This window comes from Xenorhabdus innexi, from assembly GCF_002632485.1.
GTDB classification, from domain to species: domain Bacteria; phylum Pseudomonadota; class Gammaproteobacteria; order Enterobacterales; family Enterobacteriaceae; genus Xenorhabdus; species Xenorhabdus innexi.
In genome coordinates this window covers 21408-36971 of sequence record NZ_NIBU01000026.1, presented here as the reverse complement: position 1 = coordinate 36971, position 15564 = coordinate 21408, and the positions used below count along the sequence as shown (strand labels likewise).

Below are 15564 nucleotides of genomic sequence, written 5' to 3'. Positions count from 1 at the left end.
TTCTCCCTTGCACTTTTATTCTCCCACCCTATTTTTTCACTATTCACTCTATATATACATACATCCACATCACGTTGATTTTTCGTATAAGTAGCCACAAGTAATATCATATTGAAATTATCAGGGAATATAAGTAATCAACTCTTAATCCAAGAATATTGAGGAATAAGAGCTGAGAGGAAAGCAATGGCTACACTCTCTGGAGAACTCCAATGAAAAAAGCACTTTTCGGAATATCAACTACCACCCTACTCTTAACCAGTTTCATCACACCTTCCTATGCTTATGACAATTCCTATGTTTTCGGTGACAGCCTGAGTGACAGCGGGAATAACGGACGTTATACAACCGATGGTGCAAACAGTGCACTGTATGATGAATATGTGAGCCGCTACATTACCGGTAAAGATTTAACTCCTTCTAATAAGAATGGAACTAACTATGCAGAAGGAGGTGCAACAGCGCTACCACTGCCAGATCATCCCTATACAACACAGGAGCAACTGGATAACTACCTTAAACAGCATGGTGGAAAAGCCGATCCAAATGGTATCTATATTCACTGGGTCGGTGGAAATGATATCACTGCAGCTTTACAGGCCATTCAGGAAAACCCAGATAAAGCACATCAGATTGTTAATACCAGTGCTGCTGCTACTTCAGAGCAAATCAATAAACTGGTTAAAGCCGGTGCCGGACTAATCATTGCACCAACCGTTCCTGACGTGGGAACGACGCCAAAATTAATGGAAGAATTGATAACGCAGGGTTTAACAGCTGAGGGTGTACCAGCAGATAAAATTAAAAAAATATTGGTGAAGATCCGTCAGGAAATTAACAAATATAACATTCCCAGCGGTGAAGCCCGTGAGATAGCAATCGATAAACTTATTGAAGCATTAGCCAAACAGGCCGGAGTACCTGCAAATATCCTAAAAAATATCTATAACAAGTATCGTGACTCCGCCACAGAGTTCACTGATAGTTATAACCAGCAGGTCGATGATAAAATCAGCCAAAGCCATGGCAATATTCTGCGTGCCGATATTAACGCCCTGCTGCACGAAGTCATGGCAAACCCTTACGCTTACGGTATTCAGAATACATTAGGTTATGCCTGTCCTCAGGGAGTGAGCGCTGATAAATGTTCTTCAAAAGATAAAGATTTTAATAAAGACAAAGAATTCTTATTCTCTGATGGTTTTCATCCCACCCCCTATGTTCACTACATTGCAGCTGAATATATTACCTCGATCTACACTGCGCCATTCCTTGTGGCATCACTGACAAGTGTCAACCAGCTCCCGGTCAAAGGTGTCCGCTCATCCCTTGATGGCCACTTGCAGCAGCTCCGCGATGCAGGTAATACGCAGGGGAAAACCGGTGTATTTGGCAGTTATACAAACAGTGGCAATCACGTTTTCACACTGGGTAGTGATTACCAGCTAACAGATAATCTGTTACTGGGTGCTGTCTATTCTCACTACAATGACGAACGAACCCTCGCGTCCAGTTACACTTATGAAGGGCTGGGGCATATTGTCACCGCTTACGGATTGTGGAATATCTATGATAATGCGTGGCTGAGTGGGGACCTCCATTATTCACATATCACTTACGATAGCCTGATCCGCAATATCAAACTTGGTAAAGCTCTCCGCAAAGAAGTCGGATCAACAAAAGGTAAACAATGGGGTGTCCGCATTACCGCCAACTGGAATATTCCTGTTACCGAAGTCGTTACCACCAGCCCGATTGTTCAGTTTATCTGGGATAAAGGTGATATTAACGGTTACCGTGAGCACGAAAATAACAGCACATCCATGCACTTTTCTGGTCAGAAATACACATCTAAAGTCGGTACTCTGGGCTGGCGTGTAGATACACAGTTAGGCCGTTTTAATCCCTATGCTGCGATTCAGTTTAATCACCAGTTCGGGGATCTCCGCACTAAAATACGCAGTGCCATTAATTCCACCAAAACTTCTTTTGTCGTGGAAAGTGGTAAACGGAGCAAAGACTGGCGGCAATATACTCTGGGAATGAACATGGGTCTGGTCAATAACTTACATAGTTTTATTGCCGTAACCCGTAATGAGGGCAGCGCTCAGGAACCTGATTATAATTTCAGTCTGGGAATTAATGCCATATTCTAAGGTTTATTACCTTTCAAGTTGCAGCAGGTAACGCTGCAACTTGAAATCATTAAACCCATTGACTAACCCAAAACGAGATGCCTGTTTTATATTGAGTGTGATGACAGTGGTGTAATACCAAAACATAAAATATTTTAATGGCATTAAGAATGCTTATGCTGTTTTTTACGACGATAGCGCTCATCATGATTCTTCAACCACCAATACTTATCCGTAATTTGCTCCCGTCCTCCGATACTAGCGCCACCCAGCCAGATTAGTGCACCGATAAATAACCCAATCAGTGCAACCCCCGCTAAAAATTCAGATTCATTGATACTGAAAATATGACTGAACAAGACATAGGCTAAACTAATCAGCATTCCTGCCATACCTAATCCCATAAAAATATTGCCCAGAATAAACGCTTTTTTACGCCCCATAACCAACCTCCAATACTTTTTGTGAACGTAATTTGTTTACAAACGAACTCAAAAGCACGAAAGCGGATGCCTTCTTATATTATAGCCATAGTATTGAAAAGGTTATTGCGCCAGCGATCACAAGCTGTACAAATTTTAACTTATTTTTCATACCTGACATCCTAATATCTAATAGCATAATCAATTTTGTACTCAAGCCCTGAGGCAGGTAAACTAAGCCTCTTTTTTTAATACCTTAATGCCAATAAGCGAAACCGAACTGTGAGTAACATAAAATTAATCGTTGGTCTGGCAAATCCTGGGGCTGAATATGCACAGACCCGGCATAATGCAGGAGCATGGTTTGTCGATTTATTAGCGCAACGTCATAACCAATCCTTAAAAGAAGAAAGTAAATTTTTCGGTTATACCGCCCGCATTAATATGAACGGGCAGGATGTCCGCCTGCTGGTGCCAACGACATTCATGAACCTCAGTGGTAAATCTGTTCTTGCTCTGGCCGGATTTTACCGCATCCAGCCAGATGAAATACTGGTTGCACATGATGAGCTTGATCTCCCGCCGGGTGTGGCAAAAATGAAACTGGGCGGCAGCAATGGCGGGCATAACGGATTGAAAGATATCCAGAACAAATTCGGCAATAATCCTAATTTCCATCGCCTGAGAATTGGCATTGGTCATCCGGGTGATAAAAACAAAGTCGTCGGATTTGTTCTCGGCAAGCCTCCAGCCGGTGAGCAAAAGCTGATTGATGATGCTATTTCAGAAGCATTAAGCTGTACGGATATTCTGATGAAAGACGGTATGAGCAAAGCCATTAACCGCCTGCACGCATTTAAAGCCAGTGCCTGACGGGAGTACATGGCACGTAGTGCTATTGCGTGTATAATGGCGCCAATTTTATATAACTCACCAACAGGCTATCCCTTCTGGTTTTCAGGCCAGATAAAGGGCATATTTACTGTTGGTTTATAAGTAATCAAAGGTGATAAATTTATGGGATTCAAATGCGGTATCGTTGGCCTGCCTAACGTTGGGAAATCTACATTATTCAATGCGCTGACCAAAGCAGGTATCGAAGCAGCAAACTTCCCTTTCTGCACTATCGAGCCAAATACCGGTGTTGTTCCAATGCCGGACCCGCGCCTCGACCAGCTGGCTGAAATCGTTAAACCACAGCGCATCCTGCCAACCACGATGGAGTTTGTAGATATTGCCGGTCTGGTAAAAGGCGCTTCAAAAGGCGAAGGGCTGGGTAACCAATTCCTGACCAACATCCGTGAAACAGAAGCGATTGGTCACGTTGTACGCTGCTTCGACAATGACAATATCATTCACGTTTCCGGTCAGGTTGATCCTGCGGCTGATATTGACGTCATCAATACCGAACTGGCCTTGTCAGATTTGGAAACCTGTGAGCGTGCTATCCAGCGCATACAGAAAAAAGCCAAAGGCGGCGATAAAGATGCCAAAACTGAATTAGCTGCACTGGAAAAATGTCTTCCGCATCTTGAACAGGCTGGTATGCTGCGTTCTTTAGATCTGAGTGCGGAAGAAAAAGCCGCTATTCGTTACCTGAGCTTCCTGACCTTAAAACCAACCATGTACATTGCTAACGTCAATGAAGATGGTTTTGAAAACAACCCGCATCTTGATACCGTTCGGGCCATTGCCGAACAGGAAGGCTCTGTGGTTGTTCCTGTTTGTGCTGCAATTGAAGCTGACATTGCAGAACTGGAAGATGAAGATCGTGAAGAGTTCATGGCCGAAATGGGTCTGGAAGAGCCGGGCCTGAACCGCGTTATCCGTGCCGGATACCAACTGCTGAATCTGCAGACCTATTTTACAGCGGGTGTGAAAGAAGTCCGTGCATGGACAATTCCGGTAGGCGCGACCGCACCACAGGCTGCTGGTAAAATCCATACTGATTTTGAAAAAGGCTTTATCCGCGCCCAGACTATCTCATTTGAAGATTTCATCACCTATAAAGGTGAACAAGGGGCAAAAGAAGCAGGTAAAATGCGTGCAGAAGGGAAAGAATATATCGTTAAAGATGGCGATGTTATGAATTTCCTGTTTAACGTATAACTCCCCTGCTTTTCAGGGCAGATTTCAGGACAAAATGACTTCCCTGTAGTACCCGCATCTGACGGGTCTTAATATAAAGGCGGCGTTGATATTGTGAACATATTCAACGTCGCCTTAACTTAAAAAGGTCTCCTGTACCCAATTAATTATGACGAACTTAATTGGATTAATAATTTAATTCATCATAATTAATACTTCCCGCCAAGATGTACACGCTCAAACTTTCCCCGCCAAAATCGGCCCGTTATGCGCTTTCGTAAACCTCATTAATGGTTTACGTAGCATTCAGGTTAACTGTATTACAGTAATATCGTATTAAATCTATCAATCTAATGACATTCCCTGATAAATGGCAATTTCCAGTTACTTTCAGGAACGTTTCCGCCAAATAAAATATGAAGATTAACCATAAATGACTGCTATGAATAAGTTATTTAGGCAAGAAGCCTTAGATAATAAAAAATCCAGCTGGACCGGAGAGGCACTATTAATAGCAAAAGTTCCGGCATGGGTTATTTGTATTACTTCAATAGTTTTTCTGTCTATTTTATTTCTTTTTATTACTTTTGGAAATTACACAAGACGCATCAGTGTTTATGGTGAAGTCATCACTAATCCTCATCCAATAAATATCTTTTCTGCCCAGCAAGGATTTATTTTAAAATCCTTTGTTAAAGTTGGCGATATAGTCAAAAAAGGTCAAAAAATCTATCAAGTTGATATCAGTCAAGTAACAGAATCCGGTAAAACCAGCACCAATGCCCAAAACTCCCTCAGAAACCAGCTAACTCAAATAAATAGTATCATAGAAAATCTTGAACATAATAAAAGCGTTACCTTAGCCAGTCTTGAAGAACAAAAAAAACAATATGAGCTATCACATGAAAAGGACAGGATCATTGTAGAAAATGCACGACAAGGCGTTGAGTTTGCAAAAGACAATATGAAAAATTATAAAACCTATCAGCAACGGGGGCTTATTACAAAAGATCAGTTTAATAACTACGGTTACTCTTATTATCAGCAACAAAATATATATCAAAATTTATATAGCCAATACATCAGCGATTCATTAAAAATCACTAGCCTGAATAGTGATATTCAGTTACAAAAAGCTGATTTTGATAAACAGATTTCACAATATAGAATTCAGCGGGATGATTTAAAACAGAAGTTAACTGAAATGGGTGTCAGTGGCTCTGTATTTATCACCTCCCCTATTGATGGACGTATTGAATCACTGAGCTTTACAGTGGGTCAAATGGTTGTCACAAATGATAATTTAGTTCAGGTCAGCCCGGATGACGTAAAACCGACTTATCATTTAATTCTGTGGGTGCCTAATAGTAGCTTACCTTATATCAAAAAAGGTGATGGTATTAATATACGCTATGACGCTTTTCCATTTGAAAAGTTTGGTCAATTTTCCGGTGACATTAACAACATCTCATATATCCCTGCCTCCCAGCAAGAAATGTCTCACTACCGAAGCTCACCAGAAAATAAACCCGGAGAAAAGGCTGAATCATATTATAAGGTTCTAATTAGCCTGAAAAAAGAACAGTTCAGTTATAACGGAAGAAAATTATATCTTTCTAACGGAATGAAAGCACAATCAACCTTTTTCCTTGAAAAAAGACCCCTTTATCAGTGGATGTTCTCTCCATTCTATGACATGAAAAAAACATTAACAGGCCCCAAAAATGAATAAAACCTCTTTTGAAACTATCACTGAAAGATTAAATCTAGGATTCAGAAGAAGAGTTCCCAAAATTCTGCAGACTGAAGCAGCAGAATGTGGATTAGCCAGTTTAGCAATGGTATTTCATTATCATGGGCTGCAAATTGATTTATCCAGCCTCCGCAGCCAGTTTGGCATTTCCACTCGCGGTGTCACACTGACTACGCTGATCAACATTGCTAATACCCTTAAATTCAAAACCAGAGCTGTAGCGTTGGATCTTCATGAGCTTCAGGCATTAAAAACCCCCTGTATTTTACATTGGGACATGAATCATTTTGTTGTTCTGGTGAATGTAAAAAAAAACAAAATCACGATTCATGACCCGGCATTCGGGCAACGTATAATGGCTCCTGCGGAAGTATCCAAACACTTTACAGGTATTGCATTAGAAGTATGGCCAAGCAGTGAATTTGTGCCCCTAAAAAAACAGAACAAATTACGTATCATCTCCCTGCTGAACAATATTCAGGGTATTAAATCTACACTAATTAAGATATTTTTCTTATCTCTGGTTATAGAAGCAATTAATATTCTCTTGCCGGTCGGAACACAATTAATAATGGATCATGTCATCATTGCTCAGGATCATAGTCTTCTGACGATTATTTGCTGTGGTTTACTCTTTTTCATCTTATTCAGAGTCAGTGTATCCACATTGCGTAGCTGGACATCCATTACTATGGAAGCATTTGTGGATGTACAATGGAAATCCGGTGTATTCGATCATTTAATGAAATTACCTTTAGCATACTTTGAAAAACGTAAATTAGGTGATATCCAGTCTCGTTTTAGTTCGCTCAATGTTATACGGACAACCTTCACACAAAATATTATCAACAGTATTATTGACACTATTATGCTGATTAGTGTTTTTATTATGATGCTACTTTATGGTGACTGGCTGGTTTGGGTTGTATTAGCATTTACTGTCATTTATATCATTATCAGGTTTCTGACTTATCAATATTACAGGCAACTTTCTGAAGAACAGATAGTTAAAGATGCCAGAGCTAACTCCCATTTTATGGAAACTCTCTATAGCATTAATACATTAAAAGCGTTGGGATTATGTGATAGCCGGGCAAAATCCTGGTTAAATCTGAATATTGATACACTTAATTCAAATACCAGACTCAATAAGATAGGGGCGATTTTTAATATTATTAATGTTTTTATTTCCACGAGTGAGCAAATTATCATTTTGTGGTTAGGCGCATCATTAGTTATAGATAATCATATGACTCTGGGAATGTTTGTGGCATTTAACTCATACCGTGGGCAATTTGCTGACAGAGCAGGTAATTTAATCGATATGGCCATTAAATTACGCATGTTAAATTTACATAATGAAAGAATCGCCGATATTGTTCTTACTGAAACAGAAAAAGAAGTACCCGATCGGGACATCGGCTTTTCAGGGAAACCAGTTAGCTTAACGGTCCATGATTTGTATTACCAATATGATAGTTTATCAAAACCTATTATTTCTGGCTTTAGTCTTAATGTTAATGCAGGTGAAAGTGTCGCAATTGTTGGTCCGTCAGGAGCCGGGAAAACAACATTAATGAAACTCATGAGCGGTTTATTAGAACCGGATAAAGGTACAATTCTGATGAATGGGATTGATATTAATATCATTGGTTTAAACAACTACCGGAAATGTATTGCCTGTGTTTTGCAGGATGATAAATTACTTTCCGGCTCTATCGCAGAAAATATATCCGGCTTCATTCACTCACCTGATATAAATTTCATTCAGGAATGTGCTAAACGCGCCAGTATTCATGACGATATTTTATTGATGCCAATGGGATATGAAACACTTATTGGTGAGTTAGGCAATGGATTATCAGGAGGGCAAATACAAAGGTTATTAATCGCAAGAGCACTTTACCGCCGCCCAAGTATTCTGTTTATGGATGAAGCAACCAGCCATCTGGATTTAAATAACGAATCATATATTAATGAATCAATCTCTTCATTAAATATTACCAGAATTATCATTGCACACAGAACCTCAACGATCCAATCTGCCGAACGGGTTATTTCTATCTCTGAAACGTCCTGATAGAACAGTTAGAAAAAAGCCAGCTACTCTTTTGGTAGAATAGCTGGCTTTTTAAGTAAAATTTTAGCTAAAAATCAAAATGCATCAATAACCTTGTCTACTGCATCCTCACCATATTTTAAACCGCCCTTAATAGCTTGGCCAGTCTTATGAGAAATAATGCCGAATCCCTCCAGAATATCAACTACAATTTCACCTGCTTTTTCAATAACATCAACGCCTACTTTAACGCCCTCTTTCCAGCCAGCACCAGCAACCAGTTCCATTTCTTGTTGATTTAATTCTTTCATATATTACCTCATTATCAATTAGGGTATTTATTGCAATTGTCAAAAGACTATTAGTGGCAAAAAACCATAGTAGAGAATTAATACTCTGACTCATGGATTCATTTTTTCTACACCATTACAATATAACACTATTTATTAACTTTTATTAAACGAGACAAAACCCTTATTACTATAATACAGATCATTACGACATTCTCTTTATGAATGAGTTCAACCCATGATTTACTCATAAAATTAAATAATAAAAAACCAAAAACATTATATTATTAAAGACATTTAAAAATTATTATTTATTTCTGATAATTACTCGCCTATAAATATTAATAAAATATTTTTTTAACTATTTTTTTGTGATATTTAACCATTAAAACATTAGCTAATTTAATTTAAATATAAAAATAAACGAAATCTATACTCAGTGAACTTAACAAGACAGTACAAAAAAAATAGAATTATTCCATCTCAAACACATGAGTAATCATCTTTTTCAGAGGTTGTGTGTTTTGATACCCAATAAAAAACCAGTCATCCTAAAAATAGAACGACTAGTTCTTATATAAATTATACTTGTTGTGAAAATACAGGAATGACGACCGTTATCTCACTTCCTTTTGATTAATGATGTTTAATATATCATCAATAAAATGATCTGCTGTGTTTTTCATCGCGTTTTTTAAGGCATCTCTTATTGTGTCAAATTTAACCGGTATTGGCATTTTCAAACCAGCCCCAGAAACCTGCTCTAACTCTTTTCCTGCTAACTCTTTCATATTCAACCTCGTAATGATTACAATCAGTGATTTTTAAAATACCACCCATTACTATTACCAAGAGCATAAATCAGAATGGAAAATTAATGTTCTGAGTCATTACCCTGTCTTTGTTACAATATTAAAATAAACCATCAAGTGTTAATTTTTATTAAACAGACTTCCATTGGTTTTATTATGACGCTAGTAATTACCACCTGTTTCCTCTGGGGTATTCTCTCAATATTAACATCATAAAACGCAGATAATGATGTTTAACATAGCATTACTACTTAACTACGCGCTAACTAACAAAAAATAACACACTTCCATTATCATAAAAACATCTTTATATTAAGGAAAAAGACCTCCTCTAATAATTAAGGAAAATCTATCATCAATGAATTGTGATTCTTATCACGGTTTAACTTTATTCATATTTTCATTTATAAATCTTCCTTGAATTTTAACCAGAAAAAAATAACCATTGTGAATCTCATTAGCTGGTGTATATTTTTCTATATTACCCATAATTTCCTATAATGGTTTATTTTTATGACTCTAATCGCTTATCTCTATCGTCAATCCTGGGTATTGCTGTTTTTATCAACATTACTTGCATTAATCAGTGGGTTTTCTGGTGCTTCAGTAGTCGGTATGATTAGCCAGGGAATTACCGGCTCAATTAATCTTTTTTCATTTATATGGAGCTTTTTTGGCATCTGTATTATTTTTTTTATTACTAAAACATTATCAGAAATCTTGTTATCACATTTAACTCAGGCAACCATTTACTCCCTGCGCCTAAGTCTGAGTAACAAAATCTTACGGGCACCTTTTAAGAAACTGAATCATCTCGGTAAACATGGCCTGCTGGCCGTATTGACTAAAGACGTCGATGTGTTTATTCACTCTTTTATGTTAGCCCCGACTGTGTTTGGTAACATTACACTCATTATTGCCTGTTTTAGTTATTTAGCCTGGATTTCCTGGCAATTATTTATGATTCTGGCCGTTGTCTGTCTGATAACAGCATACCTCTTCTATTTTTTAGAAAAACGTCCGATACGCCTGATGGAAGAAATGCGTGAACAGGTAGATAGAATATATCTTAATTTTCAACAACTCATTGATGGCAGTAAAGAACTGAAACTCAACAGTCAGAAAGGTAATGCGTTTATTGACAACGTCATTTCTCCTGCTGCAAAAAAATTTAAAGAAATCTGTATCAAATCTAATAATTCCTATGCCTGGGTTCTGAATGCCGGTTCTGTAGTTTTCTATATCGTTATCGGTCTGATGATTTTTGTGGTTCCTCTTTGGTTACCACAAGACTCTGCAACTTTAATGACCGTCACTTTGATTGTTCTATTTTTGTCCGGCCCTATCACTGAAGTTATCGGTGCAATCCCTGAATTGAGACAGGCAGAAATCTCATTACAAAAAATGAAACGATTAGATAATCAGTTAGAAGAGTCTCTGTATATACAGCAAGCTAATACCCCGAATCCATTTGTAACCGAAAAACCCTTATTACTTGAGTTAAAAGATGTTGTTCACCATTACACCACTGACAAAGAAGACAGGGAATTTAAACTGGGGCCGATGAGTATGGCTATTTCTCAGGGTGAAATAGTGTTTATTGTCGGGGGTAACGGAAGTGGAAAAACAACACTTGCCATGCTATTAGTCGGTCTGTTCGAACAGGAGTCCGGCTCTATCTTCCTGAATGGAATAAAAATGGATGAAACAAATAATGAACATTATCGCCAGCATTTTTCAGCCGTTTTTTCCAATTATCATCTGTTCGATCAACTATTAAATACGGGAACAAATATTACTGAAAAGGCAACCCACTATATTGAAGCTTTAAACATGAGTCACAAAGTCAAAGTCATTGACGGCCAATTCTCAACCACTGAGCTTTCAGCAGGCCAAAGAAAACGATTAGCCTTAGTCGCCGCTTATCTGGAAGACCGTCCTATTTATCTATTTGATGAATGGGCTGCGGATCAAGACCCTGTATTTAAAAGGATCTTTTATACCGAGTTACTACCTGAACTAAAATCTCGTGGCAAGACTGTTATTGTAATTAGCCATGATGATGCATATTTTGATATTGCAGAACGTGTTATTAAGTTGGAAGATGGGCAAATTAAGGAGATAAAAAGCAGTAATCATCATCCTAGCTAAAAATGATCTGGAGCAAAGACAACGCATTTATAATAAATATATCCTCGCCCATTTTAAGAGCCTCATTACTACAGGCTCTTTTTTTAGCCATGTATTATTATTTAAATTAATCTTTACATGGTTTTTAATAATAGCGAGAGACATTTTCAAATGGTAACCCCTTATCCTGCACGATATACAGGATGAAGATAACTCCTATCATTTTGAAACACTATTTAATAGAAGTATTAATGGCATTAATACTGAAAGACAAAGGGTATCTAATAAAATTAGATAGGCAAGATGGATAACATCACCCTGTAAAATAGCTTTATTTAATATATAATCCATTACCTTAAACCCAATAATAAAGACAATAAACAGCTTATATAAAGATGAAATTAATCTATAACGCCCCTATAAAACTCCATTCATATTACAGTTGTTACTTTTTTTATCACATAATACTTTCGCCGCATTAATTTCATTATTAGAAAATATATTCCTCTGAAATTTATTTGACCAATATTCTTGGTTTTAAATTCTGTGCAACTTTTTTTTGTTTTATCAGTTCTGAAAATTTTGTTTTTCCATATGCCCATAAAAGGGGAGCTATAAAATGAATCATCCTGAAACATTGAAACCATTTGCTTTATCTGAAGCACAAAGCAGCCGTTGGTTTCAATATCAAATGAATCCGGCCCAGAGGGGGCAAAATAATAGTGCATTTTGTGCCAGAGTTAAGGGTTTAACTGCTGAAAAATTAGAGGATGCACTCAATCACCTGATAAAACGCCACCCTATGTTACGGGCTGGTTTTGGTCAATATGGCGGTAAACTGGGGTATCAAATAGCAGAAAGTGCGACCGTTACAATCAAAAAGCACGATGCCCGGGATCTGGATGAAGAAACGCTTCAACAACGAGTCCGTAATGATTGCTGGTATCCCTTCGATCTCGAAAATCCGTTGCGTGTTCATGTTACTTGGTATCAATACCATGATCAGGAATGTGTCATGGTATTAACTTTTGACCATATTGTCGTCGATGGCTGGTCTTATTGGATATTATTGGAAGAACTCGGCATGCTCCTGACCGGGCAGGAATTACCGCCCGCCCCGGAATACAGTTATCAGGATTATGTTATCTGGCAACAACAGTGGCTTAGCAGTGAAAAAGCCAAAAAGCCGCAACAATTCTGGCTCAATAATCTGAATGGCCATTTAACAGAATTACAATTACCCGTCAGCAATAAATCAGGGATTAATAAGTCCTCTTTTACAACAGATAAAATAACAATTACCCACAAGCTCCCCGACATATTAGCAACAAAGCTGAATGCGCTGGCGGCAAAATATCATCATAGTCTGTTTGCTATTTTGCTGGCGACCTATCAGATCCTGCTACATCGCTATACTGGTCAGAATGATATTCTTATCGGCTCTATTATGCCGGGTCGAGGTCGGGCACTCTGGGGTAAAGTTGTCGGTGAATTTGTCAATCCGGTGGCTTTACGCAGTCAGATTCATGGTGAAATGACGGCACAGCAGCAAATCTTACAGACCGCAAAAACCATTCGTCAGGCGATTGAACACCAGAAGTACCCGTTTTCGAAAGTTCTGGAACAGATGAAATTACAGCGTAATGCTGATACTCATCCCGTTTTTCAGACAATCATGACCTTCCAGCAACCCAGATATGTGAGCAACCTGTCATCATTATGGATGGATCTGACTGGTACAACGACGGTGAACTGGGGAGGCGCAGAACTACGCTCTTTCCCATACCCTTATTATGCGGAGATGCCCGTTCCACTAATGGTTAATTTCATCGAAGTCGACCAGCAGATTAATTGTGGTTTTCATTACGATACAAAACTGTTCGATACCGAGTTCATCAGGCAAATGATGGACAATTTTTTTACCCTATTGGCAGCCATAGCAGATAATGACCAGCAGGTTATTGACCATTTACCCTTAATGAATGAACGTCAGATTCAGCAAATCCTTTATGATTTTAATGCAACTGACATTGCCTATCCGCAGAATGTTCTTCTTCATCAGTTAATTGAGCAACAGGTTAATCATACACCGGCAGCAACGGCGCTGGTTTGTGGTGAAAGCCGTCTGACTTACGATGAATTAAACCGCCGGGCCAATCAACTCGCACATGCTTTAATTGCAGCCGGAGTGCAGGCCGATAATCGTATCGGTGTCTGTATGGAACGCAGTCCGGAAATGGTGATCACGCTGCTGGGTATATTAAAATCCGGCGCCGCTTACGTTCCGCTTGATCCGGAATATCCTGCCGACCGTCTTCAACATATTGTGACTGACAGTGAACCGGTATTTATCCTGAGCCATCACGGGCTTCAGACTCACTTACCCACTACCGCTATTCCGTTATGGATATGGGAAAACGCCGATTTTCAGGCAACGATGGCCGAACAACCGGAGGATAATCTTTCCAGCGCTGAGTTAGGGCTGACATCACGTCATCTGGCTTATGTTCTCTATACTTCAGGTTCAACCGGTTTACCTAAAGGGGTAATGAATGAGCATCGTGGAGTAGTTAATCGTTTGCTCTGGGCGAAAGACGAATATCAGCTAAATCCACATGATCTCGTGTTACAGAAAACACCCTTCAGTTTCGATGTTTCCGTCTGGGAGTTTTTTCTGCCTTTACTTTCCGGTGCCCAACTGGTTATGGCGCGTCCCGGCGGCCATAAAGATCCGCTCTATCTGTTGGAAGAAATTGAATCCCGCGGTATTACCACTCTCCATTTTGTTCCGTCAATGCTGCAAAGTTTCATTCATCTCACTCCGGCAGGGCGCTGCCCTTCTCTGCGTCAGGTGTTATGCAGCGGGGAGGCATTACCCTATTCCCTGCAACAACAGTGCCTGTCTCATTTTCCTCACTGTGAGCTGCATAACTTATATGGCCCGACAGAAGCCGCCATTGATGTGACATTCTGGCATTGTGGCTCAGACAGATATACCGATTTAGTGCCGATTGGTCATCCCATCGCCAATACCCAAATGTATATTCTGGATCAATATGGACAGCCTGTTCCTGTTGGTGTTACCGGTGAAATCCATATCGGCGGGATTGGTGTTGCCCGTGGCTACCTGAATCGGCCTGAACTGACAGCCGAGCGTTTTGTTCAGAACCCGTTCAGCACTCGCCCGGATGCCCGAATGTATAAAACAGGGGATTTAGGACGCTGGCTACCCGATGGCAGTATTGAGTATCTGGGACGCAATGATTTTCAGGTCAAGATACGGGGAAACCGCATTGAACTGGAAGAAATTGAAACACGGCTGGCTCAGTGTCACGGCGTTCAGCAGGTTGTGGTGATCGCCCGTGAATATGATGCGGCAGATACGCGACTGGTTGCCTATCTCATCGCTGAATCAGGCGTTACCCTGAAAATCCCCGAACTGCGGGCACAACTAAGCAGCCATCTGCCTGATTACATGATCCCCAGTGCATTTGTCATGCTGGATGCTTTCCCGCTGACACTGAGCGGAAAACTGGATCGCCGTGCTCTGCCCGCTCCGGACTATTCATCAGTAAGCTCTCAGGAATATGCCGCTCCGCAAGGGGAAAACGAAGAACGGCTGGCAGAGATCTGGCAAACGATACTAAAAATAGATCGGGTCGGTCGTCATGATAATTTCTTTGAACTCGGCGGGCACTCGCTGCTGGTACTGCAACTCCAGTCAAGAATTAATGAAGTCTTTGAGGTTGATCTTTCCATTCAACAATTGTTTGCACATCCCTCTATCAGTCAACTTGAAGAGTGCATTATCAACGCTCAATTAATGCAATTCGATGCTCAATCCCTACAGGGTCTGTATGAATCGATGGAATAAA

The 15564-nt window shown here is 39.6% G+C and carries 10 protein-coding genes; 7 read left to right on the top strand and 3 right to left on the bottom strand.

The genetic code is table 11. The annotated features are described in order from the left end of the window. Positions 1-212: 212 nt before the first annotated feature. Positions 213-2156, top strand: a complete 1944-nt coding sequence (locus tag Xinn_RS11625) for an autotransporter outer membrane beta-barrel domain-containing protein (RefSeq protein ID WP_086952985.1) — start codon at positions 213-215, stop codon at positions 2154-2156. Positions 2157-2299: 143 nt separating this feature from the next. Here Xinn_RS11625 and ychH read toward each other — a convergent pair whose 3' ends face one another. After that, positions 2300-2578: a stress-induced protein YchH gene (gene ychH, locus Xinn_RS11620; protein WP_086952984.1), complete on the bottom strand. Its 279-nt coding sequence runs from the start codon at positions 2576-2578 to the stop codon at positions 2300-2302. Positions 2579-2839: 261 nt separating this feature from the next. Between ychH and pth the strand changes: the two genes are divergently transcribed. The 4 genes from pth to Xinn_RS11600 all read left to right on the top strand — a co-directional run bounded on the left by pth (position 2840) and on the right by Xinn_RS11600 (position 8478). Further along, complete coding sequence (gene pth, locus Xinn_RS11615; RefSeq protein WP_086952983.1) at positions 2840-3430, top strand: aminoacyl-tRNA hydrolase; 591 nt, start codon at positions 2840-2842, stop codon at positions 3428-3430. 144 nt (positions 3431-3574) lie between these two features. Then, positions 3575-4666: a redox-regulated ATPase YchF gene (gene ychF / locus Xinn_RS11610; protein ID WP_086952982.1), complete on the top strand. Its 1092-nt coding sequence runs from the start codon at positions 3575-3577 to the stop codon at positions 4664-4666. 412 nt (positions 4667-5078) lie between these two features. Next, a complete protein-coding gene (locus tag Xinn_RS11605; protein ID WP_244590187.1) occupies positions 5079-6377 on the top strand; it encodes an HlyD family secretion protein in 1299 nt (432 codons plus the stop codon). Continuing rightward, positions 6370-8478: a peptidase domain-containing ABC transporter gene (locus Xinn_RS11600; protein WP_086952981.1), complete on the top strand. Its 2109-nt coding sequence runs from the start codon at positions 6370-6372 to the stop codon at positions 8476-8478. Before Xinn_RS11605 ends, Xinn_RS11600 begins: the two co-directional genes overlap by 8 nt. Before the next feature lie 74 nt (positions 8479-8552). Here Xinn_RS11600 and Xinn_RS11595 read toward each other — a convergent pair whose 3' ends face one another. After that, complete coding sequence (locus Xinn_RS11595; protein WP_086952980.1) at positions 8553-8768, bottom strand: hypothetical protein; 216 nt, start codon at positions 8766-8768, stop codon at positions 8553-8555. 596 nt (positions 8769-9364) lie between these two features. Beyond that, positions 9365-9538, bottom strand: coding sequence for a hypothetical protein (locus Xinn_RS22000; RefSeq protein ID WP_169923570.1), 174 nt, complete (start codon positions 9536-9538; stop codon positions 9365-9367). A gap of 534 nt (positions 9539-10072) precedes the next feature. Here Xinn_RS22000 and Xinn_RS11590 point away from each other — a divergent pair. Both Xinn_RS11590 and Xinn_RS11585 read left to right on the top strand, forming a co-directional pair. Beyond that, on the top strand, positions 10073-11710 hold the full coding sequence (locus Xinn_RS11590; RefSeq protein WP_099137656.1) for a cyclic peptide export ABC transporter: 1638 nt from the start codon (positions 10073-10075) through the stop codon (positions 11708-11710). A gap of 598 nt (positions 11711-12308) precedes the next feature. Further along, positions 12309-15563: a non-ribosomal peptide synthetase gene (locus Xinn_RS11585; RefSeq protein WP_086952978.1), complete on the top strand. Its 3255-nt coding sequence runs from the start codon at positions 12309-12311 to the stop codon at positions 15561-15563. The last annotated feature ends 1 nt before the right edge of the window (position 15564 follow it).